25 protein-coding genes are annotated in these 23617 nt (G+C 68.2%); 11 read left to right on the top strand and 14 right to left on the bottom strand.

The window, feature by feature from the left end:
- Positions 1–8: 8 nt before the first annotated feature.
- Entirely contained in the window at positions 9–407 is a 399-nt protein-coding gene (locus ACZK08_RS03260) for an EF-hand domain-containing protein (RefSeq protein ID WP_065182845.1), read from the top strand.
- Positions 408–631: 224 nt separating this feature from the next.
- Here the strand turns inward: ACZK08_RS03260 and ACZK08_RS03255 are convergent, their stop codons facing one another.
- Positions 632–1813: a UbiH/UbiF family hydroxylase gene (locus ACZK08_RS03255; protein WP_065176233.1), complete on the bottom strand. Its 1182-nt coding sequence runs from the start codon at positions 1811–1813 to the stop codon at positions 632–634.
- Complete coding sequence (ubiH, locus tag ACZK08_RS03250; protein ID WP_065182844.1) at positions 1810–3018, bottom strand: 2-octaprenyl-6-methoxyphenyl hydroxylase; 1209 nt, start codon at positions 3016–3018, stop codon at positions 1810–1812. The genes ACZK08_RS03255 and ubiH overlap by 4 nt, the downstream gene beginning before the upstream one ends.
- Positions 3019–3127: 109 nt before the next feature.
- On the opposite strand from ubiH, the gene ACZK08_RS03245 reads away from it, so the two are divergent.
- The 9 genes from ACZK08_RS03245 (at position 3128) to ACZK08_RS03205 (ending at position 12328) form a co-directional block, all read left to right on the top strand.
- On the top strand, positions 3128–3712 hold the full coding sequence (locus ACZK08_RS03245) for a hypothetical protein (RefSeq protein ID WP_053519669.1): 585 nt from the start codon (positions 3128–3130) through the stop codon (positions 3710–3712).
- An 8-nt stretch (positions 3713–3720) separates the two neighbouring features.
- Positions 3721–4275: a cob(I)yrinic acid a,c-diamide adenosyltransferase gene (locus ACZK08_RS03240; protein ID WP_065182843.1), complete on the top strand. Its 555-nt coding sequence runs from the start codon at positions 3721–3723 to the stop codon at positions 4273–4275.
- A 9-nt stretch (positions 4276–4284) separates the two neighbouring features.
- Positions 4285–5223 carry a histone deacetylase family protein gene (locus ACZK08_RS03235; protein WP_065176230.1) on the top strand — a complete coding sequence of 313 codons (939 nt, stop codon included), beginning with the start codon at positions 4285–4287 and terminating at the stop codon, positions 5221–5223.
- An 89-nt stretch (positions 5224–5312) separates the two neighbouring features.
- A complete protein-coding gene (gene lptD, locus ACZK08_RS03230; RefSeq protein WP_080375337.1) occupies positions 5313–7769 on the top strand; it encodes an LPS-assembly protein LptD in 2457 nt (818 codons plus the stop codon).
- Positions 7766–9109 carry a peptidylprolyl isomerase gene (locus ACZK08_RS03225; RefSeq protein ID WP_053519673.1) on the top strand — a complete coding sequence of 448 codons (1344 nt, stop codon included), beginning with the start codon at positions 7766–7768 and terminating at the stop codon, positions 9107–9109. The genes lptD and ACZK08_RS03225 overlap by 4 nt, the downstream gene beginning before the upstream one ends.
- 3 nt (positions 9110–9112) lie before the next feature.
- The gene (gene pdxA, locus ACZK08_RS03220; RefSeq protein ID WP_065182842.1) at positions 9113–10093 is read left to right on the top strand and encodes a 4-hydroxythreonine-4-phosphate dehydrogenase PdxA; all 981 of its coding nucleotides are present in this window, start codon (positions 9113–9115) and stop codon (positions 10091–10093) included.
- Positions 10090–10893: a 16S rRNA (adenine(1518)-N(6)/adenine(1519)-N(6))-dimethyltransferase RsmA gene (gene rsmA / locus ACZK08_RS03215; RefSeq protein ID WP_065182841.1), complete on the top strand. Its 804-nt coding sequence runs from the start codon at positions 10090–10092 to the stop codon at positions 10891–10893. The genes pdxA and rsmA overlap by 4 nt, the downstream gene beginning before the upstream one ends.
- Positions 10894–10906: 13 nt before the next feature.
- Positions 10907–11290, top strand: a complete 384-nt coding sequence (gene apaG, locus ACZK08_RS03210) for a Co2+/Mg2+ efflux protein ApaG (RefSeq protein WP_053519676.1) — start codon at positions 10907–10909, stop codon at positions 11288–11290.
- A gap of 15 nt (positions 11291–11305) precedes the next feature.
- Entirely contained in the window at positions 11306–12328 is a 1023-nt protein-coding gene (locus ACZK08_RS03205) for a symmetrical bis(5'-nucleosyl)-tetraphosphatase (RefSeq protein ID WP_065182840.1), read from the top strand.
- Between the two features lie 44 nt (positions 12329–12372).
- Here ACZK08_RS03205 and ACZK08_RS03200 read toward each other — a convergent pair whose 3' ends face one another.
- From ACZK08_RS03200 to ACZK08_RS03160, 9 genes are all read right to left on the bottom strand, one after another.
- On the bottom strand, positions 12373–12864 hold the full coding sequence (locus ACZK08_RS03200; protein WP_065182839.1) for a dihydrofolate reductase: 492 nt from the start codon (positions 12862–12864) through the stop codon (positions 12373–12375).
- A 5-nt stretch (positions 12865–12869) separates the two neighbouring features.
- Complete coding sequence (locus ACZK08_RS03195; RefSeq protein WP_065182838.1) at positions 12870–13664, bottom strand: thymidylate synthase; 795 nt, start codon at positions 13662–13664, stop codon at positions 12870–12872.
- Positions 13661–14545, bottom strand: coding sequence for a prolipoprotein diacylglyceryl transferase (lgt, locus tag ACZK08_RS03190; RefSeq protein ID WP_065182837.1), 885 nt, complete (start codon positions 14543–14545; stop codon positions 13661–13663). The genes ACZK08_RS03195 and lgt overlap by 4 nt, the downstream gene beginning before the upstream one ends.
- 60 nt (positions 14546–14605) lie before the next feature.
- A complete protein-coding gene (locus ACZK08_RS03185; protein WP_065182836.1) occupies positions 14606–15100 on the bottom strand; it encodes a TPM domain-containing protein in 495 nt (164 codons plus the stop codon).
- On the bottom strand, positions 15100–15987 hold the full coding sequence (locus ACZK08_RS03180; RefSeq protein ID WP_461288028.1) for a TPM domain-containing protein: 888 nt from the start codon (positions 15985–15987) through the stop codon (positions 15100–15102). Before ACZK08_RS03180 ends, ACZK08_RS03185 begins: the two co-directional genes overlap by 1 nt.
- Before the next feature lie 3 nt (positions 15988–15990).
- Positions 15991–16611 carry a LemA family protein gene (locus tag ACZK08_RS03175; RefSeq protein ID WP_065182786.1) on the bottom strand — a complete coding sequence of 207 codons (621 nt, stop codon included), beginning with the start codon at positions 16609–16611 and terminating at the stop codon, positions 15991–15993.
- A gap of 446 nt (positions 16612–17057) precedes the next feature.
- Positions 17058–18218 carry an MFS transporter gene (locus ACZK08_RS03170; RefSeq protein WP_053516410.1) on the bottom strand — a complete coding sequence of 387 codons (1161 nt, stop codon included), beginning with the start codon at positions 18216–18218 and terminating at the stop codon, positions 17058–17060.
- A 303-nt stretch (positions 18219–18521) separates the two neighbouring features.
- Positions 18522–19271 carry a TerC family protein gene (locus tag ACZK08_RS03165; RefSeq protein WP_004144462.1) on the bottom strand — a complete coding sequence of 250 codons (750 nt, stop codon included), beginning with the start codon at positions 19269–19271 and terminating at the stop codon, positions 18522–18524.
- Positions 19272–19304: 33 nt separating this feature from the next.
- Complete coding sequence (locus ACZK08_RS03160) at positions 19305–19700, bottom strand: diacylglycerol kinase (RefSeq protein WP_053516413.1); 396 nt, start codon at positions 19698–19700, stop codon at positions 19305–19307.
- 212 nt (positions 19701–19912) lie between these two features.
- Here ACZK08_RS03160 and ACZK08_RS03155 point away from each other — a divergent pair, with 212 nt between their 5' ends.
- The gene (locus tag ACZK08_RS03155; protein ID WP_065182787.1) at positions 19913–20614 is read left to right on the top strand and encodes an SGNH/GDSL hydrolase family protein; all 702 of its coding nucleotides are present in this window, start codon (positions 19913–19915) and stop codon (positions 20612–20614) included.
- 80 nt (positions 20615–20694) lie between these two features.
- Here the strand turns inward: ACZK08_RS03155 and ACZK08_RS03150 are convergent, their stop codons facing one another.
- From ACZK08_RS03150 to ACZK08_RS03140, 3 genes are all read right to left on the bottom strand, one after another.
- Complete coding sequence (locus ACZK08_RS03150; RefSeq protein ID WP_053516416.1) at positions 20695–21966, bottom strand: sensor histidine kinase; 1272 nt, start codon at positions 21964–21966, stop codon at positions 20695–20697.
- Between the two features lie 156 nt (positions 21967–22122).
- Positions 22123–22836, bottom strand: coding sequence for a response regulator transcription factor (locus ACZK08_RS03145; protein ID WP_002811889.1), 714 nt, complete (start codon positions 22834–22836; stop codon positions 22123–22125).
- Between the two features lie 88 nt (positions 22837–22924).
- Entirely contained in the window at positions 22925–23569 is a 645-nt protein-coding gene (locus tag ACZK08_RS03140; protein WP_053516417.1) for an arylesterase, read from the bottom strand.
- Between the last annotated feature and the right edge of the window lie 48 nt (positions 23570–23617).

Here is a 23617-nt window from a genome sequence, read left to right as displayed (position 1 = left end):
AGTCCGTCATGTACCGTCCGCGTTTGCCCGTGCTGCTGGCTGCCCTGCTGGCCACGTCCCCCGTGCTGGCGCAGCAGCTGCCGCCCACACCCGCGCAGAGCCAACCGCTGGGTCCGACCGGCGGAGCCATCCGCCAGCAGCCCTTGAATGCCGGACGGGTCACCGGCAGTGTCGATATTCCGATGCCCGCAGGGGAGGCCCAGGTCACGGTGCGCTCGGTTGAACCCAGCAGCGTGACCGGCCAGTACCGCATCCACTTTGCCGCGCTGGATACCGACGGTGATGGCTTCATCAGCCGTGCGGAGGCCCAGGCCAATCCTGCACTGGCCGATGAGTTCACCGCGCTGGACAGCAAGCGCCGCGGCAAGCTGGATCGTGCCGACCTGGCCGGCTGGCTGATTGATTGATCCGGTTCACGGATCCCGCCGGGCATGGCCCGGCGCTACCGGCCTGATGATCCGCCGAACGGCGTCCCGTTGCCGCGCTGGATCGTGCCGACCTGGCCGGCGCGCTGATTGATTGATCCGCTGCTGGTAGCGCCGGGCCATGCCCGGCGGGACCGGTGAACCGCGCTGTGCGCTCGCCGGGCATGGCCCGGCGCTACCGGCGGATCAACCGCCAAACGGGGTCGTCACACGCCGGCGGCGCGCTTCCAGAACGCCTGAACCAGTGGCGGCCACTTGCCGACGCAGCCCAGCGCGCGGCCACGGGCCAGGGTCAGGTGCATCTCGTCGTTGGAGAAGAGGCGATTGATCGCATCGAAACTGTAGGCGGCCACCTGGTTGTCGCTACGCCGCTCGCGGGCCCAGCGCTGCAGGCGCTGCGGCGACAGGCGCGGCTGGCCACGGCGCTCGGCTGAAGGCGCCAGCCATTGCCGCAGGGCAGCGACATCCCGCAGCCCCAGGTTCACGCCCTGCCCGGCCAGGGGATGCACCACATGCGCGGCGTCGCCGAGTGCGAGCACGCGGCCGGCCACATAGTGGCGGGCCAGCTGGCGGCGCAGCGGGAACGCGGCGCGCGGCGACACCAGGCGCAGTTCGCCCAGCCGTGCGGCGAAGGCGCGGGTCAGTTCGCGATTGAATGCCTCCTCCTCCAGCGCCAGCACGCGCACCGCCTCTTCGTCAGGCAAGGTCCACACGATCGAGCTGCGGCGCTCGGCCACCGGCAGCAGCGCCAGCGGACCGGTCGGCAGGAAACGCTGCCAGGCCGTAGCCTGGTTGGGCAGCTCGCTGTCGACGTAGGCCACCACGCCACGTTGGTGATAGTCGTGGCGCACCACGTCGATGCCCGCCAGCTCGCGCAGCGTCGACTCGGCACCATCGGCGGCCACGGCGAGGGCCGCTTCCAGCCTGCGTCCGTCATCCAGGCGCAGTCGCACCCCCTCCTCGTCCTGCTCCAGCGCCTCCACCCGTGCCGGGCAATGCAGCTGCACCCCGGCCGCCGGCAGTGCCGCCCACAGGCGATCCTGCAACAGCCCGTTCTCGACGATGAAGCCCAGCTCGCGACGCCCCAGGCGGTCGGCGTCGAACAGCAGGTCCTCGCCTCCCGCGGCATCCCATACCTGCATGCGGCGATACGGCCAGGCCCGCGCCTGTACGATCGCAGGCCACACGCCGAGACGGTCCAGCAGCTGCACGTTGTCAGCCGCGAAGGCGAACACGCGCAGGTCCGGCTGCGATGCCTGCCAGGGCGCGGGCTCACGGCCCTCCACCAGGGCGACGGCCAGCCCCGCATCGGCCAGCGCCAGTGCACACGCGGCACCGACCACGCCGCCTCCCACGATGACCACGTCCAGGCGCGCGCGGCGGTTCATGCGGCTTCTCCGCGGCACAGTCGCGGCACGACGCCACGGAAACCCATCGCCCCGCCGACCAGCATCGACTGCACCGAACCGCGCTGCGCGGCCACCAGGCCGAGACTGCGCAACGGGCGCATCAACGGCGCAGGATTGCTGGTCAGGCGCGCCAGTCCTCCGGAGAACGCCACCGTCTGCTGGCGATCCTCTTCCCGACGGGCCACATACGCACGCAGCAGCGCATCACTGCCGGCATCGCCTGCATCGTCTTCCAGCAGTTCGGCCAGGGTCAGCGCATCGCGCAGGCCCAGGTTGAAGCCTTGCGCGCCCAACGGATGGATGGTCTGTGCGGCATTGCCGAGCAGCACCGCGCGCTCGCCTGCCAGGGCACGCGCCAGCACCTGGATCAGCGGGTAGGCACTGCGCGGACCCGACTCCAGCAGACGCCCGGCACGCCAGCCGATGGCATGCTGCAGGCGCTGCAGCCACGCTGCATCGTCCAGCGCCGTCACCGCGTCGGCGTCTTCGCGCGCCACCCCGTGCACCGTGCCGAAATGGCGATCGCCACGCGGCAGCAGGGCCGTTGGACCGGTATCGGTGAAGCGCTCCCAGGCCGTGCCGTCGGGCGCGCGCTGGCTGCGCACGCGGGCTACGAACAGGGTCTGCTGGAAATCGTGGCGGTCGACCTCGATGCCCAGCGCCTCCCGCACCGCACTGGCCGTGCCATCGGCCCCGACCACCAGCCGTGCCAGCAGCGTGCGCTCGCCGGCGTCGTCGGCCACATGCACCTGGCGACAGCCCTCCACCACCCCGCCCAGGCCGAGGAAACGCATCGGCCGGTAACGCCGCAGCCGCGGCAGTTCCTGCAGGCGTGCCTCAAGCGCATGACCGAAGTCACGTGCGACCACCACCTGGCCGAACCACGGCCGGTTGTAATCGGCCGCATCGAGCTGCACCCGGCCAAAGTCGCCGGCGCGGCTGACATGGATGCGACGGATCGGTCCCGGCGCCATCGCCAGCTTCTGCATCACCCCCAGCGCGGTCAGCGCGTTGACGGTGGCGGCGGCGAAACTGAGGTTGCGCTGGTCGAACACCGCCGGCAGTCCACCGGCAGGGCTGGCCTCGATCAGGCCCACGTCGCGGCCCAGGCGGTCCAGGGCGATGGCGAGGCTGGCACCCACCAGTCCGCCGCCGACGATCAGCACGTCATGTCGTTCACTCATGGCGTTCATGATACGCGCTCGCCCCGGCTGTACACCGAACGCGACGCTGCCTGCGCCAACCCGCGCGGCGGGCTAGAATGAAAGCTGAATCCGCTCCGGGCCCGCCGCCATGTCCGACACCGCCAATCGCGCCTTCGTCCTGTCCGTGCTCGTGCTGTTGCTGGCGGCGACCCGGGTCAACCACTTCGCGGCGATCCCCGATGCCTCCTGGGCGGTGTTCTTCATCGGCGGTTTCTACCTGGCGCGCTGGACGCGCTGGGCCTTTCCGCTGCTGATGCTGTTTGCGGTGCTGGTCGACTGGATCGTGATCCGCAGCGCGGGGCTGGATTTCTGGCAGCACTACTGTGTGTCGCCCGGCTACTGGCTGCTGCTGCCGGCGTACTTCTCGCTGTGGGCCGGCGGCATGCTGCTGGGCCACAACTACCGCGGCGCGCGCTGGCCGGTGCTGGCCAAGGGTGCGCTCCTGCTGGTGGCCTCGGTGGCGCTGTGCCACCTGCTTGCGCAGGGGGGCTTCTACTGGACCACCCGCAACGTTGCCGAGCCGACGCTGGCGGGCTGGGCGCAGAACTACGCACAGTGGTTCGGCCCCTACCTGCGGACCACGGCGATCTACGTGGCGCTGGCCGCTGCCCTGCAACTGGCCGTGGAGCAGGTGCTCAAGCTCCAGCAGGCCCGTCGCGACATCCGGCACTGAGCTGCGCCATGGGCCATCGCCTCTCGCGCATCTACACCCGCACCGGTGACGACGGCAGCACCGGACTGGGCGATGGCCAGCGTGTAGCCAAGGACGATGCCCGCGTCGCCTCCTATGGCACCGTCGACGAAGCCAACGCGGCGCTGGGCCTGCTGCTGGCCGCACCGCTTCCGGACGACGTACGCGCGCTGGTGGTCCATCTGCAGCACCAGCTGTTCGACCTGGGCGCCGAGCTGTGCATCCCCGGCCATGCCGCGATCCAAGCCGCCGATGTCTCGGCGCTGGAACAGCAGCTGGACCACTACAACACCACGCTGCCGATGCTGAAGGAGTTCATCCTGCCCGCCGGTGGCGAAGCCGCCGCACGCTGCCACCTGGCACGGACCATCGTCCGCCGCGCCGAGCGCGAGACGGTGACGCTGTCCCGCCATGAGAACGTGCGCAGCGAAGCGCTGCAGTATCTCAACCGGCTGTCGGACCTGCTGTTCGTGCTGGCCCGGGTGCTGGCCCGCGCCGATGGGCAGGGCGAGGCGCTCTGGCAGCCCCAGCACCGGCAGGGCTGAGTTCGTACGATGCTGGTCTTCACCCATCCGTCCTGCCTGCTGCACGATCCCGGTCCGGGCCATCCCGAATGCCCGCAACGGCTGCAGGGCGTGCTCGACGCCCTGCGCGGCGCATTCCCCGGCCAGCTGGACTGGCGCGAGGCCCCACCCGCCAAGTTCGGCGAGTTGAGCCGGGTCCACGACAGCGCCCTGCTCGACTTCGTGCTGCAACCGCAGACCGTGCCCCTGCGCCAGCTGGACATGGACACCTGGACCTCGCCCGGCTCGGCCAGCGCGGCGGTGCATGCTGCCGGTGCCGGTGTGGCCGCGGTGGATGCGGTGATGCTGGGCGCGGACCCGCTGGCGTTCTGCGCGGTGCGCCCGCCGGGTCACCATGCCACCAGCAGCACGGCCATGGGCTTCTGCCTGCTCAACAACATCGCCATCGCCGCAGCCTACGCGCGCGACCGCCACGGGCTGGAGCGGATCGCGGTGGTCGACTTCGACGTCCACCATGGCAACGGCACCCAGGACATCTTCCAGCACGACGCACGGGTGTCGTATTACAGCACCCACCAGGCCGGCCTGTTCCCCAACTCCGGCCTGCGCCGTGACCGTGGCGCGGGCAATCTGATGAACATCCTGCTGCCGCCGGGCAGTGGCGGATTCCGCTTCCGCAATGTCTGGGCCGACGAGATGCTGCCGGCCATCGACGACTTCCGCCCGCAGCTGATGCTGATCTCGGCAGGCTTCGACGCCCATCTGCGCGACCCCCAGGCGGATCTGATGCTGGAGACCGAGGATTTCGCCTGGATCACCCGCGAACTGCATGCGCTGGCGCGTCGCCATGCGGCCGGCCGGGTGGTGTCGATGCTGGAGGGCGGCTACGACCTGCAGGCCCTGGCCGAATGCAGCGTGGCCCACGTGCAGGCCCTGATGTCGCCGGCGGCGTCCCCCCCGGCTGGATGAACCCGAACCGGTGCGACCGGGCCGCCTTCATTGCCCCTATGCAAGGGATGGGGCAAGCTACCGTCCGTTTTCGCCCGAATCCGAACCGCGTGCGCCGAGCCCTCCGCCTGCTTCCCCTGCCTCTGAGCATCGCCGTCTGCCTGCCGGCGATGGCCGATGATAAGCCGCTCAACTGGGGCCTGTGCCCGGCAACCGACGTCATTCCCGCGTTCACCGACGCCCCGACCCCGGTTCCGGGCCAGGACAAGGCCGCCGCCAGCGCCGCGCGCGAGCAGCAGCCGACCGATATCGAGGGCGATCAGCTGCTGGGTACCACCACGGTGCCGCAGTACGAGGGCAACGTCGCCCTGCGTCGCGGCGACCAGTTCGTCGGCACCGACAAGCTCAGCTTCGACACCGAGTCCGGCAACTACATCGCCGATGGCAATGTCCGCTACCAGGACGCGTCGATCCGGATGGTCGCCAAGCGCGCCGAGGGCAACCAGGAAAGCGACACCCACAAGATCACCGACATCCAGTACCAGCTGGTGTCCCGCCGTGGCAACGGCGACGCCGAATCGGTCGACCTGCAGGGCGCGGTCGGGCAGATGCACCGCTCCACCTACACCACCTGCGACCCGTCGCAGCCGGTGTGGAAGCTGTCGGCGCCGCAGATCGAAGTGGACAACGACGAGGGCTTCGGCACGGCGCGCAATGCCGTGCTGCGCATCGGCAAGGTGCCGGTGCTGTGGGCACCGTACTTCAAGTTCCCGATCGACGACCGGCGCAAGACCGGCCTGCTGTTCCCGCAGCTGGGCATGTCCGGGCGCAACGGGTTCGACTACACCCAGCCGATCTACCTGAATCTGGCACCGAACTACGACGACACGCTGATGCCGCGCTACATGAGCCGGCGCGGCCTGATGCTCGACAACGAGTTCCGCTACCTCTACAACGGCGGCCGCGGCGAACTGCTGACCGCCTACATCCCCAACGACAAGCTGCGCGACCGCGATCGCGGCCGTGTCATGTTCAGCGGCTACCACAACGTGGACAGCCACTGGCAGGCGCGTGCCAACCTGGCCTGGGTCAGCGACGAGCGCTACGTCGAGGACTTCGCCAACCGCCTGGTGGGCGTGACCGCCTCGAACCTGCAGAGCACCGTTGGCCTGTACGGCACCGGCCAGAACTGGACGGCCGGAATCATGGCCGACCGCTGGCAGCTGACCGACTACACGCTCAACGAGAGCGCGCTGGCCTACAACCGCCAGCCGCGCCTGTACTTCAACTGGGACAAGCCGGTCCTGTCGTGGCTGGAAACCGGCGTGTACGCCGAAGCCGTGCGCTTCACCCATGAAGACATCAACTTCAAGTACGGCCCCGAGGCCGGACCGGACCTTGAGTACACCCGTACCGGCCAGACCCAGCGGATGTACGGCGGCGCACGCCTGGACCTGAAACCCTATGTGTCGCTGCCGTTCAGCGGTGCGGCCTGGTACGTGACCCCGACCCTGGCCTACCGCTACACCGCCTACGACCTGGACCGGCAGCTGGCCGACAGCATCCGCCGCAACGTGCTGGTTTCGCAGGGCGTTGATCCGGCCACCGCTACCCCCGAGCAGCTGCGCGGCAACACCTCGCCCAGCCGCAGCCTGCCGATCGGCAGCATCGATGCCGGCCTGTTCTTCGACCGCGAGACCACCATCGGCGGCCGCTCGTTCCTGCACACCCTGGAACCGCGCCTGTTCTACCTGCGCACGCCCTACCGCAACCAGGACGAGCTGCCGATCTTCGATACCCGCGACTTCACCTTCAGCTGGGGCCAGCTGTTCCGCGACTCGCGCTATACCGGCGCCGACCGCCAGAACGACGCCAACCAGCTGACCATGGCGCTGGGCACCCGCTTCATCGACCAGACCACCGGCCGCGAGCGGTTCTCGGCGGCCATCGGCCAGATCCAGTACTTCGACGAATCGCGGGTGACCGCCGTGCCGGGTGGCCCGCCGGTGGAAAAGGGCAAGTCGGCCTGGATCGCCGATGCCAACTACATGGTCAACGACCGCTGGACCCTCAGCGCGACCTACCAGTGGGACCCCAAATACAAGCGTGAGGACCTGGCCAGCTTCCGCGCCCGTTACCTGATGCCCAACGATGGCGTGGTCAACCTGACCTACCGCCACCGCATCAACCCGGACGGCACCGACCTGCTGAAGCAGGCCGACCTGTCGTTCCTGTACCCGCTGAACCCCCGCTGGAGCCTGGTCGGCCGCTACTACTACTCGCTGGAAGACAAGAAGCCGCTGGAAATCATCGGTGGCGTCCAGTGGGACAGCTGCTGTCTGGCCGTGCGCGCGGTGGCCCGCCGCTACGTGCGCAACCGCGAGGGCGAGCTGAACAATTCCATCCAGCTGGAGTTCGTGCTGAAGGGCCTCAGCTCCCTGGGCCAGGACACGGACCGCACCCTGCGCCGTGCTATCCTCGGCTACAACCGCGACGACCTCTATCTCGTGCCCCCCAGCAATACCGGGACGACCCGGGACGACTACGATCCGAATCTGATCCCATGACCAAGCGCTTCCCCGTTCTTCTCGCCTCGCTGCTGGCGGTGTCCAGCGTGTCCGCCCCCCTGCAGGTACTTGCCCAGGAGGCGCAGCCGCTGGACCGCATCGCCGCTGTCGTCGATGAGGACGTGATCCTGCAGAGCGAACTCCAGCGCGCCATCGCCAACATCAAGGCGCAGTACGCCGGCCGCGAGGCCCAGCTGCCGCCGGATGACGTACTCAGCCGGCAGGTGCTCGAGCGCCTGGTGCTGGTCAAGCTGCAGGTGGCCCGTGCGCAGGGCAGCGGCATCCGCGTCAGCGACCAGGAGCTGAACCAGGCGATGAATGCCATCGCCCAGCAGAATGGTTCCAATCTGGACGCGCTGCGCCAGCGCCTGGCAAGTGACGGCATCGATTTCAACGACTTCCGCGCCTCGGTGCGTGACGAGATCACCGTGCAGCGCCTGCGCCAGAGCTTCGCGCAGAGCCGCATCAGCGTCAGCGAGGGCGAAGTCGATGCCGCGTTGAAGCAGCAGGCCACCGCCGGCAACCAGTACCACCTGGCGCACATCCTGATCGCCCTGCCCGACGGCGCCAATGCCGAGCAGATCGCCACCGGCCAGAAGAAGGCCGACGGCGTGAAGGCCCTGCTGGACAAGGGTGAGCTGGACTTCAATGCCGCCGCCGTACGTTACTCGGACAGCCCCAATGCACTGGAAGGCGGCGACCTGGGCTGGCGCAGCATGGACGAGATCCCGGCCGCGTTCGCGCAGCTGATGGAAAAGATGAATGCCGGTGACGTGGTTGGCCCGATCCGTGGTCCGAGCGGCTTCCAGCTGCTGAAGCTGGTGGAAGTGCGCGATTCCAGCGCCGCCGCCGGCACCCATACCGTCACCGAGTTCCACGGCCGCCACATCCTGGTGCGCGTGGACGACAACCAGACCGATGCGGCCGCCAAGGCCAAGATCGACACCCTGCGTGCCCGCATTGCCGGCGGCGCCGACTTCCAGACGGTGGCCAGGGAGTCGTCCGAGGACAACAACAGCAAGGGCCAGGGCGGCGATCTGGGCTGGTTCCCGGCCGATGCGTTCGGTCCGGCCTTCGGCCAGCAGGTCCAGAGCGTGCAGGACGGCGGTGTCAGCCAGCCGTTCCGCACCGACGCCGGTTGGCACATCGTGCAGCGCGTGGCGACCCGCCAGACCGACGTGACCAACGACAACCAGCGTGCGCAGGTCCGCGAAACCATCGGCCGCCGCAAGCTGGAAGACGAATACAACCGTTTCCTGCAGGAGCTGCGTGGCGAAGCCTACGTCAGCTTCCGCAGCGGTGACCGCGCGGAAAACACCGCGACGCCGCCGCAGTCCTGACCGATGCGCCCCGAGCTCGCTCTGGTACCGGGCGAGCCCGCCGGGATCGGCCCGGAGCTGTGCATCCGCCTGATCCAGCAGCCGCGCGATGATTGCCGGCTGCTGGCTTTCGCCGACCCGGATACCCTGCGCGCGGCCGCCGCCGCGCTCGACCTGCCCCTGCAACTGCTGCCCGAGAAGGCGGAAGCCCGCTTCCCGGGCGACCTGCGTCTGCGCGTCGTGGCCAATGCCGTCCCGAGCCGTTTCGGCCACGCCGATCCGGCCAATGCCGGCGCGGTCATCGGCGCCCTGCTCGGCGCCGGCCAGGCCTGCCTGTCGGGCGAGCTGCACGGCGTGGTCACCGGCCCGGTGCACAAGGCGGTCATCAACGAGGGCGGCATCGCCTACAGCGGCACCACCGAACTGCTGGCCGACCAGGCCGGGGTGAAGGTGGTGATGATGCTGGCCAATCACATCGTGCGCGTGGCCCTGGCCACCACCCACCTGCCGCTGCGTGAGGTCGCCGATGCGATCACCGCGCCCGGCCTGGAGCACACCCTGCGCACCGTGCACGCCGCGCTGCGCCGGGAGTTCGGGCTGGCATCGCCGCGCATCGCCGTGCTCGGCCTGAATCCGCATGCCGGCGAAGACGGTCACCTCGGCCGCGAGGAACTGGATCTGATCATCCCGCTGCTGCAGCGCCTGCGCGCCGAAGGCATGGATCTGGTCGGGCCGCTGCCGGCCGACACCGCATTCCTGCCAGGCAAGCTGGCAGGCTTCGATACGGTCCTGGCCATGTACCACGACCAGGGCCTGCCGGTGCTGAAGTACTCCGGCTTCGAGCAGGCCGTGAACCTGACCCTGGGCCTGCCCTACCCGCGCGTCGCTGTCGATCACGGTACCGCGCTGGACCTGGCCGGCCGCGGCATTGCCGATCCATCCAGCCTGCAGGCGGCAACGACGCTGTGTGCGCAGCTTGCGCGGCAACGTACACTGAGCGCATGAATTCCCCGCATTCCCCCTCCGGCCCGGTGTTCACCGCCCCGGCCAAGAAGCAGCTTGGCCAGCATTTCCTGGCCGATCGCCACTACATCGACAAGATCGTGATGGCGGTCAATCCCAAGGACGGTGACCGCCTGGTCGAGATCGGCCCCGGCCAGGGAGCGATCACGCTGCCGCTGCTGCGCGTGCATCCGGCACTGACAGTGATCGAGTTCGACCGCGACCTGATCGCGCCGCTGACCGCCGCCGCCGAGCCGCTGGGCGAGCTGACCATCGTCCACCGCGACGTGCTGCGCGTGGACTTCACCGAACTGGCGGCCGGACAGCCGATCCGTCTGGTCGGCAACCTGCCGTACAACATCTCCTCGCCTATCCTGTTCCATGCGCTCGAGCATGCCGCCGTGGTCCGCGACATGCACTTCATGCTGCAGAAGGAAGTGGTCGACCGCATGGCAGCCGGCCCCGGCAGCAAGGTCTACGGCCGCCTCAGCGTGATGCTGCAGGCCTACTGCACAGTCACCTCGCTGTTCGTGGTGCCGCCGGGTGCGTTCCGGCCACCGCCGAAGGTCGATTCGGCCGTGGTGCGGCTGGTGCCGCATGATCCGGCCACGGTCGGCATCCGTGACCACGCCCGCTTCGCCGAAGTGGTCAAGGCCGCCTTCGGCCAGCGCCGCAAGACCCTGCGCAACGCACTGAACAACGTGGTGTCGGCCGACCAGTTCGCCGCTGCCGGCGTGCGCCCGGATGCCCGTGCCGAACAGCTGGACGTGGCCGAATTCATCGCCTTGGCCAATGCCTCCTGATTACACTGCCGGTATGGAAGACGCTGACGTTTACGCCATTTCCGTCGAGGTCGCACCGCGATTCCTCGATGACCAGTCCGTGCCGGAAGACGGCCGCTATGCGTTCGCCTATACGATCCGCATCCACAACCAGGGCCGGGTGGCCGCGCGGCTGGTCGCGCGCCACTGGCGCATCACCGATGCCAACGGCCGCGTCGAGCACGTCGATGGCGAAGGCGTGATCGGTGAGCAGCCGCGGCTGCGTCCCGGTGAAGACTTCCACTACACGTCCGGTGTCATGCTGGCGACCGATCACGGAACCATGCAGGGCCACTACGACATGGTCGCCGATGACGGCACCGAATTCGCCGCGCCGGTCGCACCGTTCGTGCTGGCCATCCCACGTACCCTGCACTGACACGGAGGCCGGACGATGAGTGTGTGGGCGATCGGCGACCTGCAGGGCTGCTATGACGTGACCCAGCGACTGCTGGAGAAGCTCCGCTTCGACCCCGCGCAGGACACCCTGTGGTTCTGCGGCGACCTGGTCAACCGCGGTGGTCAATCCCTGGAAACGCTGCGGCTGGTGCATTCGCTGCGCGAGCACAGCGTGGTCGTACTGGGCAATCACGATCTTTCGCTGCTGGCGGTCGGTGCACGCACCGAGGAAGAGCAGCGCAAGGTCAATCCGGACCTGCTGCGCATCGTGCAGGCCGAGGACCGCGACGAACTTCTGGACTGGCTGCGCCTGCAGAAGCTGGTGCATGTGGACCGCGAGATGGGCTGGATGATGGTGCACGCCGGCCTGGCGCCGAAATGGACCACGCAGATGGCCGAAAAGCATGCGGCCGAAGTCGAAGTGCAACTGCACGGCGCGGGCTACCGCAAGCTGTTCCGCAACATGTATGGCGACAAGCCAAGCTGGGCACCGAACCTGTCCGGCTACGACCGTTCGCGGGCGATCATCAACGTGCTCACCCGCATGCGCTACTGCACTCCGCGCGGACGCATCGGCATCGAGGACAAGGGCACGCCGGGCACGCAGGAACAGGGACTGTATCCGTGGTTTGAAGTGCCCGGCCGGGTCGAGCGCGACCTGAAGGTCGTATGCGGACATTGGTCGGCGCTGGGCCTGACCATCACCCAGGGCGTGCACGCCATCGATACCGGCGCGGTATGGGGCGGCAAGCTGACCGCGATCCAGCTCGATACCGATGAGCTGCGCGTGGTGCAGGTGCCCGGCCGTGATGTTCCTGCCCCGGTTCCGAATGCCCGGCCGCCGGCGCGACCGGCCCACGAGCGCCCCGCCGCTGCGGCGCAGAGCAAGGAACAGGGCGGCGGAAACACCGCTGCCAACCCGGGCAACCGCGGCCCACGCCGCCGCCGTCGCCGCGGTGGTGGTGGTGGTGGCGGTACGGGGGGCGGCAACAGCACCGGCACACCGCCGCAGGGCTGAGCCCTCAGGGAGCCGAGCATGGCTCGGCTCTACAGGTGCGGCGATCAGCGGCGCACGTAATGCACGAAGCGGAACGCGTAGGCGTGGCGTTCGTCGGCCGGATGCGGCTCACTGCTTGTTTCCCGCCACAGCTGCGGGTCCACCTGCGGGAAATGGGTGTCGGCCGGCACTTCGGCATCGACCCAGGTCAGGTACAGGTCACTGGCCTGGTCCAGCAGCTGGCGGAAGATCTCGCCGCCTCCGATGACACACAGCTCACTGCCCCCCTCGCCTTCAGCGATCGCCTTCGCTTCGTCCAGCGAGGCCACCGCGCGCATGCCCTCGAACGGCACCTGACCGCTGCGGGTCAGCACCAGGTTGGTCCGCCCCGGCAGCACGCGGCCGATCGACTCGGCCGTCCTGCGCCCCATCAGGATCGGCTTGCCCAGGGTGAGCGCCTTGAAGTGCTTGAAGTCATCCGGCAGGTACCAGGGCATGGCATTGCCCTGGCCAATGCCACGATTGCGATCCAGCGCCACGATCATCGAAAGCTTCATCGCGCTCACACCGCCACCGGCGCCTTGATCGCCGGATGTGGATCGTATCCGTCGATGCGGATGTCGTCGAACTGGAAACCGAACAGGTCGGTCACGTCCGGGTTCAACCACAGCTTCGGCAGCGCGCGCGGTTCGCGCGCCAGCTGCTCGCGGGCCTGCTCGAAATGGTTGGAGTACAGGTGCGCATCGCCCAGCGTATGCACGAAGTCGCCCACGCCCAGGCCGGTGGCCTGCGCAACCATGTGGGTCAGCAGCGCATAGCTGGCGATGTTGAACGGCACGCCGAGGAAGATGTCGCCGCTGCGCTGGTACAACTGGCAACTGAGCCTGCCATCGGCCACGTAGAACTGGAACAGGTTGTGGCAGGGCATCAGCGCCATCTGCGAGAGCTCGCCCACGTTCCAGGCGCTGACCACCAGCCGCCGCGAATCGGGGTTGCGCTTGATCTCGTCCACCAGCCACTGCATCTGGTCGATCTCGCGACCATCGGCGGTGGCCCAGCTGCGCCACTGCTTGCCGTACACCGGGCCAAGATCACCGTTGCCGTCGGCCCATTCGTCCCAGATCCGTACCTGGTTGTCCTTCAGGTAGCCGATGTTGGTATCGCCTTTCAGGAACCACAGCAGCTCGTGGATGATCGAGCGCAGGTGCAGTTTCTTGGTGGTGACCAGCGGGAAACCTTCGTTGAGGTCGAAGCGCATCTGCCAGCCGAACACGCTGCGGGTGCCGGTACCGGTGCGGTCGCTCTTCTCCGTCCCGTGCTCCAGCACGTGCGAGAGCAGGTCCAGGTAGGCCTTCATGCCTTGCCCTCCACCGCCAGCGGCTGCGGCTGCAGTACCGGTGCGCGGCGCGACATCGCCAGCAGCACCAGGCCCAGCGCGATCAGCGGCAGGCTGAGGATCTGGCCGCGGGTGAGCCAGTCGAACGCTACGTAGATGCCGTTGTCGGGCATGCGCACGAATTCCACCGCGAAGCGGAAGACACCGTACATCAGCGCGAACAGCCCCCCCACCAGATAGCGATGGCGTGGCTTGGCCGACACCGCCCACAGCACCACGAACATCACCAGCCCCTCCAGGAAGGCTTCATACAGCTGCGAGGGGTGGCGTGCGTACTGGTTCAGCGCGCCGGTCGCGAACTGCGCCTGCAGGGTCGCGTGGTCAAGCTGGTTCAGCGGCGCCGGCAGGCCGGACGGAAACACCACGCCCCAGCTGCCGTCGGTGTACTTGCCCCACAGCTCTGCGCCGATGAAGTTGCCGATGCGGCCAAAACCCAGGCCCAGTGGCACCAGCGGCGCCATGAAGTCCATGGTGTCGAAGAAGTGCAGCCTGTGCTTGCGCGACCACCACCAGCAGGCGCCGAGCACGCCCAGCAGGCCACCGTGGAAGCTCATGCCGCCGTCCCATACCTTGAACAGCAGCAGCGGGTTGTGCAGGAAATCGCCCAGCGCGTAGAACAGCATGTAACCGATGCGCCCGCCCAGCACGACGCCCAGCATGGCGTAGAACAACAGGTCGGAGAATCCGTTGGCATCGACGCCGGGCAGGCGCCCGGCGGCGATCCGGCGACGACCGAGCAGCCAGGCGGCGGTGAAACCCAGCAGGTACATGATGCCGTACCAATGCACCTTGATCGGCCCCAGCGAGAGGGCGATGGGGTCGATGTCGTGGAAATAGATCATGGAAGACGCCTGGCAGGAGTACGGGTATTTTAGCGCCCCGACCCGGCCCGGGACCGGGGCTCAGCCCAGGATCTGCGGCGCATTCGGGAGCGCGTCATCCTCCGACCGCGTCGAGGCCGGAAAGTGCCCTTCCACCAGGCTGGAGACTTCGTCGATCGCATCGCGCAGCGCATCCACCGGACTGGCGCCGCGCAGGCCTTCGCGCAGGTGGGTGCACACCCGCTGCCACTGCGCCGCGCTGACCCGGTCGCTCAGGCCCCGGTCGGCGACGATCTCGATGGCGTGGTCGGCCAGCAGCAGGTAGATCAGTACGCCGTTGTTGTGCCGGGTATCCCAGGTGCGCAGGTGGGCGAATGCCTGCTCCGCCGCCTGGCGCGGCGTGATTCCGCGCCAGACCGCGTGCAGCGGCAGGTCGGCTTCGACAGCGAACATCACCTGGCCGCCGTGGCGCTGCTCACCGGCAGCGATGGCCGCGGTGATCGCCTGCAGCGTCGCGGGGGGAAACGCCCGTCGTACCGAGGGCGAGAACAGATGACGGCAAAGACGACGGATCATCACCAACCTCCCGAAGCACCACCGCCGCCGGAACGGCCACCGCCGCCGCCCCAGCCGCCTCCGCCGCCGAAACCGCCGCCGCCCCCGAAACCACCACCGCCGCCCCAGCTGCCGCCGCCCCAGCCACTGCCGCCGGCAAAGCGGCCGGGATGGCCGGACAGCATCGCCACCACCAGCCCGACAACGCCGGCCAGGCCACTGGCCAGCAGGGTGGAGGTGAACAGGAAGGCAGCAACCGCCGCACCCGCACCTCCGAGCAGCCCGCGCACCGGCCGCGGCACCCGCGAGAACACGCCCCGCAGCACCGTGCCTGCGAACACGCCGATGAACAACGCCAGGATCCAGGTATCGCCGCCGCCGTCGGCCTCCCGCCCGCGCTGGCCACTGACCGGCGCCGGCAGCGACTCGCCATCGATCAGCTTGACCAGCACCGCCGTGGCATCGGTGATGCCGCCGGCGTAGTCGCCACTGCGGAAACGCGGCACCAGGTATTCCTGGATGACGCGGTTGGCGATCGCATCGGGAATCGCACCCTCCAGGCCGTAGCCCGGCTCGATGCGCACGCGCCGGTCCTCCTTGGCCACCACCAGCAGCACACCGTCATCGACCCCTTTGCGTCCGATCTGCCACTGGTCGAACACGCGGGTGGTGTACTGGGCGATGTCCTCGGGCTGGGTGGTGGGCACCACCAGCACCTGCAGCTGGCTGCCCTTGCGCTGCTGCAGGTCCAATGCCTGCTGCACCAGCGCCTGCTTCTGCGCGGCATCCAGCGTGCCGGTGGTGTCGACCACCGGCGAATCCAGCGCCGGAATCGGCGCCAGCTGCTGCGCCAGCGCCGCCAGCGGCAGCCACAGCAGCAGGGCCAACAGCGCAGTGGCCAGGCGCATCGGTCAGTGGCCCGGCTGCGGTGCCGGCTGCTGCTGCGGCGCGTTGCCGAAATCGACGGTCGGTGCGTTGGAGATCTGCGCTTCGTTGTCCACGGTGAAGTTCGGCTTGGTCTTGTAGCCGAACAGTTTGGCGGTGATCACCTGCGGGAACGAGCGGATGTAGGTGTTGTAGTCCTGCACCTGCTGGATGTAGCGGCCACGGGCGACGGTGATGCGGTTCTCGGTGCCTTCCAGCTGGGCCTGCAGGTCACGGAAGTTCTGGTCGGACTTGAGCACCGGGTAGTTCTCGGTGACGACCAGCAGGCGCGACAGCGCGCTACCCAGTTCGCCCTGGGCCTGCTGGAACTGCTTGAGCGAGGCTTCGTCATCGGCGTTGACGTTGATCTGGCCGACACGCGAGCGGGCGTTGGTGACTTCGGTCAGCACGCGCTCTTCCTGGCTGGCGAAGCCCTTCACGGTCTGCACCAGGTTGGGCACCAGGTCGGCGCGGCGCTTGTACTGGTTGAGCACTTCGGACCAGCTGGCCTTGACCGCTTCATCCTTCTGCTGGATCGCGTTGTAGCCGCAGCCGGACAGCAGGGAGGCCAGCAGCATCAGGGGCAGGACACGGGTGAACAGGCGCATGGCGAAGGTTCCGGGTGGGTTTGGCGCCGAGCATGCCATGGTTCGGGTGAAAGACCGGCCATCGGGCGCCGCCCCCTCCGCGGTGGCCATGCTCAGGGATCGCCTGAGTAGTCCGGGCGGGTGGGCATGGCGGGGGACGCCGTGAATCCGTCCCGGGAGGCTTATCCGCGCCATCCATGGCGCGGATACCCCCGCCACGCCCACCCGCCCGGCCTCATACGGTTTCCTGCGCACCGCGGGAAGATCAAAAGAAAAAAATCAAAAGCAAAAGCCGGTTCTTCAGGCATTCGTGTCGACCAAGGTCGACACCTACCAGAGCGCAACGCCGTTGCGACAGATCGCGGGAATCTGTCGAAGGCGGGGCGGGGAATGCAGGCTTTTGCTTTTGCCGTTGACGTTGTTTCGGCGGGTGCAGGGCTGCAAGCCCTGCCGGAATCCAACACCCCTCAGCAGGCTTCGGCCACCGCAGTGCGCGGACGCCCCAGCCACGCCAGCAGCAGGCCCGATGCCGCCAGCAGGCCACCGGCCACCGGAATGGCCGCGTAGCCCAGGCCCGAGCTGATCACCGCACCGCCGAGCGCCGCACCCACGGCATTGCCGAGGTTGAACGCGCCCACGTTGATCGACGACGCTAGGCCCGGCGCCTCGGTGGCCGCTTCCATCACCCGGATCTGCAGCGGCGGCACGATGGCGAAAGTCGCCGCGCCGAACAGCAGTACACCCAGCGCTGCGGTCACGGGATTCATGAAGGCCAGCGGCAGCACGAACATCAACACCGCCAGCGCCGCCAGCAGGATCCGCGTAGCGCCATCCAGCGACCAGTCGGCCATGCGCCCGCCGATGCCATTGCCGATGGTGAAACCGATACCGATCAGCGCCAGTGACATCGCGATGAAGGCATTGGAGGCACCGGTCAGCTCGGTCAGCACCGGCGCCACGTAGGTGTACAGGGTGAACATCGCACCGGCGCCCAGCACCGTGGTGGCCATGGCCAGCAGCACCTGCGGCTGCAGGATCGCCTTCAGTTCACGGCGCACGTCCGGGCGCGGGCCCGGTGCCGAGGCCGGCAGGGCCAGGCCGAGCGCGATGATCGCCACTACGCCCAGCACTGCGGTGCCGGCGAAGGACAGGCGCCAGCCCAGCTGCTGGCCGACCCAGGTTGCCAGCGGCACGCCGCCGATGTTGGCGATGGTCAGGCCCATGAACATCGTGGCCACCGCCGCCGCCTGCTTGTCCTTCGGTACCAGGCTGGCGGCGACCACCGCACCGATACCAAAGAAGGCACCGTGGTTGAGGCTGGTGACCAGCCGCGACAACAGCAGCAGGCCATAGTTCGGCGCCAGCGCCGACAGCAGGTTGCCGACCACGAAGATCGACATCAGCAGCATCAGCGCGGTGCGCTTGCCGAAGCGCCCCATCAGCAGCGTCATCACCGGCGCGCCCAGCATCACGCCCATGGCGTAGGCCGTGATCAGCATGCCGGCGGTGGGAATGCCAACCCCTACGCCGTCGGCGATGACCGGCAGCAGGCCCATCGGGGCGAACTCGGTGGTGCCGATGGCGAAGGCGCCGACGGCAAGCGCCAGCAATGCGGCTCTGGACTTCATGGGGGACTTCCTGGGGGCGGGAATCGGGAGCGCGTAGCCTGCGCGCTTTGCCGCACCGGATTAAGCCTTGTCCGGGGAAAACACTGTTGATACGGGTTCACAAGTGAAGGTGTACGCCAGCATTGCAGGCAAAAGCCCCATGGCCCGGCGCTACCCGCGGCGTGGCGTACCCCGATAGCACCGGGCCATGCCCGGCGTTGCCCGAGGCGTGGCGTACCCCGTTAGCGCCGGGCTATGCCCGGCGGACGCGGTAGCCCGCAAAGCAGAACCCCCGGCCGGGCCGGGGGTTCGAGGTCATACGCTTTACCAGTCGCCGGCGCCCGGCACGTGGTGGTCGCGCGCGCGACGGCGCATCAGCAGGTTCAACCATTCCACCAGCACCGAGAAGCCCATCGCGGCGTAGATGTACGGCTTGGGCACATGCACGTCGAGGCCGTCCAGGATCAGCACCGCGCCGATCAGCAGGATGAAGGCCAGCGCCAGCATCTTCACCGTCGGGTTGGCGTCGATGAAGCGCCCCAGCGGATTGGCCGCCAGCAGCATGACCAGCACCGACAGCAGGATGGCAGCGACCATCACCGGGATGTGGTCGGCGATGCCGACGGCCGTGATCACCGAGTCCAGCGAGAACACGATATCGATGATGGCGATCTGCAGGATGACCATGCCGAACACGCCCGACGCCTTGCTGGTCGCCGGATTCTCGTCTTCGCCACCGGTGATCAGTTCCTTGATCTCCATGTAACCCTTGATGATCAGGAACAGGCCACCCACGATCAGCACCAGGTCGCGGATCGAGATGCCCATGCCGGCCACGGTGAACAGGTTGGCGGACATGTGGGCCAGGTAGGCCAGCGACACCAGCAGTGCGATACGGGTGATGCAGGCCACGGCGATGCCGAGCTTGCGCGCAAAGGGACGGCGCTCTTCCGGCAGCTTGCTGACCGCGATGGAGATGAACACCAGATTGTCGATGCCGAGCACGATTTCCAGTGCGCTCAGGGTGAACAGGGTCACCCAGGCGTTGGGGTCGGCGAGGAACTCAAAGGACATGGAAACTCTTCAAGGCAGTGGGGGAATGGGGGTTCAGCCGTAGCGGCCGGCCAGTGCATGCGGGACCACGACCAGGGCCCAGCACAGCAGTACGTTCATCATCAGCACGAACACGGCGGCCGAACCCATGTCCTTGGCGCGCCCGGCCAGCTCGTGGATCTCGCTGCCGTAGCGCTCGATCACGGCCTCGATGGCGGAGTTGGCCAGTTCCATCGCCAGCACCAGCAGCATCGAGCCGATCAGCAGCGCGCGCTCCACCGGGGTCTGGCCGAGCCAGATCGCCACCGGGGTCAGCAGGACCAGCAGGTAGACCTCCAGCCGGAACGAGGACTCATGCAGCCAGGCAGCCCGCAGGCCCTGCCAGGACCAGCGCGCGGCCTGGAAGATGCGGCGCGGGCCGCGCGGCATGTGGCCGAACTGGTCAGCCACGGGTGGAGCATCCAGCAACGGGGGCGCGGCGCAGCGACCGCTCAGACGCACGGCAGGGAGTCATGGGTGCACAGGGATGGGCAGATAGCCGCCATTTTGCCACAAGGCCGCCGGCCATACTCCGCGCGGTCGGGCCGAATGGCCTGCCGGGGACAAGCGCGGGCCGCGCCCGCCTCCTATGATGGCTCCCTCCTTCCTGCCTGGAGTGCACGATGTCCCACCGCCGTCCCGCTCTGCTGATGCTGGGCCTGCTGACCCTTGCGCCGCTGGCGCTGGCACGCGTTCCCTCGCCGTCGCCCCGCGTTCCCGAGCAGGTCTCCAACGTGGCCTGGGCCGCCGACATGGCCGCCTTCGCCGCCGCCGACAAGGTCGCCCCGCCGCCTCGTGGTGGCATCGAGTTCATCGGCAGTTCGTCATTCCGGATGTGGGACAGCCTGGCGGCCGATTTCGCCGGCCAGCCGGTGTTCAACCGGGGCTTCGGCGGCTCGGAAGTCCGGGACAGCACCTGGTATGCCGGACAGATCGTGATCCCGTACGCGCCGTGCAAGGTCTTCCTGTACGCCGGCGACAACGACCTCAACAGCGGCCGCAGCGCCGTGCAGGTGCGCGACGATGTGGTCGCCTTCGTGCAGCGCGTGCATCGCGACCTGCCCAAGACCCGGGTGGAATACGTGTCGATCAAGCCCAGCCCGTCACGGGCGCACCTGCTGCCGGCGATCAACGAGGCCAACACGCTGGTCAAGGCGGCGCTGGCCAGGCTGCCCAACACCGGCTTCACCGACATCTACACGCCGATGCTGGGCGCCGACGGCCAGCCTGATCGCGCGCTGTTCCGTGAGGACATGCTGCACATGACGCCCGCCGGATATGCCATCTGGACCCGCGCGCTGGCACCGAAGGTGACCTGCGACTGAGGCACTGCGCACGCCGGGCATGGCCCGGCGCTACCCCTGCCATTCCGCGGAATGCCCGCTTCTGACCCGGCAAAAGCCCTCTAGCGGAAAATCACGGTGGCTTCGGTTCCCTGCCCGGGTTCGCTGGAGAGGCTGACCTTCCAGCCGAAGCGATCGCACAGCCGGCGCACGATCGACAGGCCCAGTCCGGTGCCCTGCGGGCGACTGGGTTCGGCGCGGTAGAACGGCTCGAACGCGCGCGACAGGGCTTCGGCAGACATGCCGATGCCGGTGTCGCGCACCACCACCCGGTCGTCGCGCACATGCACGTCGATGCGGCCTTCGTCGGTATAGCTGCAGGCGTTGCGCACCAGGTTGCTGACCACCACCTGCAGCACCCGCGGCGGCGCATGCAGATTCACCGGTCCGTCGCTGTGCAGGTGCACCACGACCGGGCGCGTACCCAGCAGTTCGTTGGCGTTGTCCACCTCGTGACGGACGATGTCGTTGACATCGAACAGCTCGACCTGCGGCTCGACATCCGCCTCGCGGGCAAGGATCAGGAAGGCGTCGATCACCGCTTCCATGTCACGCCCGGCACGCTGGATGCGCTGCAGGCTGCGGCGCAGGCGCGGCTGCAGGGAATCATCCCCCAGCGCCATGTCGCTGGCCACGCGGATCACCGTCAACGGCGTGCGCAGTTCATGGCTGGCATCGCGGGTGAAGTTGCGTTCGCGGGCGACATGCGCGCTGACCCGGTTGGCCAGCGAATGCAGGGCCGCAGCGAGCTGCCGGGTCTCGCCCTGCATGTCCGCCGGCAGTTTGTTCGGTTCCAGATCGGCTGCCTCGGGGTGACCGGGATCCCAGCGCGACACGCGCCGCGCCAGCCAGTTCACCGGCGATACCAGACGCTTGGAGGCGCGATAGGTGATCCAGCTGGCGCCATACACCGCCAGCAGGGTCAGCAGCACCGGCACGATGCCGAACCAGAACGCCAGCATTTCCGCGCGTGAGCGCAGGAATACCAGATACAGGCGGCCGGCCGGCCGCACATCGACCAGGACCAGCTGGTCATCCGCCGGCAGTTCGTGGAAACCGGGCTCCAGGTCGCGCAGGTTGGCCGGCAGCGACAACGCGGACTGGCCGCTTTCCAGCAGGTAGCCGCGGATGTTCTGCGTATTGGGGGGAGGCTGTGCGGGGGACGCGTCGTGCAGCGTCCAGTAATACGCCGCTTCCTCGCGCAGCGCTGCACCGACCAGGCTGTGCTTGATGACCAGCGACACCAGCCATGCGCCCAGCAGGATGCCCAGGCTGGCCAGCACTGCCTGCAGGATGAAGGCGATACGGATCTTGCGCGGCAGGCCGTGCGGCATTGCGGGGTCCCGGTCAGAGCGCTGCGATTATAGGCAGCGCACCGCGCCGTGGTCGTGCAGGGATGATGACCGCCGACACTGCCGGTCGGTCATCCCCTGCCCTGTTGCCCGTCCGCTACCGCACCGGGCCTGCAGCTGCACCGGCACGGTCCCTGCTCAGGCCATCGGCTGGGCGATGTCGGCAATGCGATAGCCGGCGCTCTGCACGGTATGCAGCAGCGGGCGATCGAACGGCTTGTCGATGATCTTGCGCAGGTTGTACAGATGGCTGCGCAGGGTGTCCGAATCCGGCAACCCGTTGCCCCAGATCTCGCGCTCGATTTCCTGGCGGGTGACAACCCGCGGCGATTCGCGCATCAGAATCGTCAACAGGCGCAGGCCGATCGGCGACAGCTGCAGTTCGGTGCCGGCGCGGGTGGCGCGCATGCTGACCGGATCGAGCACCAGGTCGGCGACCTTGAGCACTTCCGAACCCACCTGGCGGCGTTCGCGGCGGATCAGCGCGCGCAGGCGTGCTTCCAGTTCCTGGATCGCGAACGGCTTGGTCAGGTAGTCATCGGCACCGAAACCCAGGCCGGTGAGCTTGTCGTCCAGCGTATCGCGCGCGGTCAGCATCAGCACCGGCGTCGATTTGCGCGCATCGTTGCGCAGCCGCCGGCAGACTTCGATGCCATCCAGCCGCGGCAGCATCAGGTCCAGCACCACCACGTCATAGCTGTTCTCCGCCGCAAGCCGGTAGCCGTCCAGGCCATCCTGTGCATAGTCGACTTCGAAGCCACGACCTTCCAAGTATTCGCCGATCATCTCGGAGATGTTGCGGTTGTCTTCGACCACCAGCACCAAGCCGGAAGTCTCCTTCGTCTGACGCATGTGATTCCCTCTAACTTCAGCTTTGTGAAACATGCCGGATCGACGGTGGAGGCAATGTGAAGTTCCGTCAAGAGGTCCGATCCGCTGCTCAGAGCAGCGGCTTGAGCAGGGGCCAGACGTTGTCGAGCACCTTCGGCTGGGCCTGGGCGGTGGGGTGCAGACCGTCGGCCTGCATCATCCCCGGCTGCAGGGCCACCCCCTCCAGCAGGAACGGCAGCAGCGGCACAGCGTAGCGGTCGGCCAGCGCGCGGTAGGCGGCCGCCAGCCGCTGGCGGTACGCCGGGCCGTAATTCGGTGGCACATCGATGCCCAGCAGCAGCACCTTGGCGCCCGCCTTCTGGCTGGCCTGCACCATCTTTTCCAGATTGCCCTGCACCTGCGCCGGGGTCAGCCCGCGCAGGGCGTCGTTGCCCCCCAGAGCGATCACCACCACGTCCGGCTTCTCCTTCGCCAGCAGGCCCGGCAGCCGGGTCAGGGCGCCGGCGGTGGTCTCGCCGCTCATGCTGGCGTTGACGATCCGCGCCGGCGTTTTCGACTGCTGCCTGACCCGCTGCTGCAGCAGGCTGACCCAGCCGGCATCGGCAGGGATATTGTGGGCAGCACTGAGGCTGTCGCCGAGCACCAGGACGGTACCGGCCGGACCTTTGGCACAGGCCAGCCCGGGCAACAGCAGGAACCCTAGCAACAGCACCATCATCATGCCGGCTCGCCGGCTCCATCCCGTCTTGCGCATTGGAGTCTCCTCATCGACAGCCTGTCCCCCCGCAGCGCGCCCGTCGCC

The organism is Stenotrophomonas sp. 112478_Sma, from assembly GCF_056479905.1.
The sequence above is the reverse complement of the archived record's forward strand: the minus strand, read 5'-3'. Positions and strand labels throughout refer to the sequence as shown.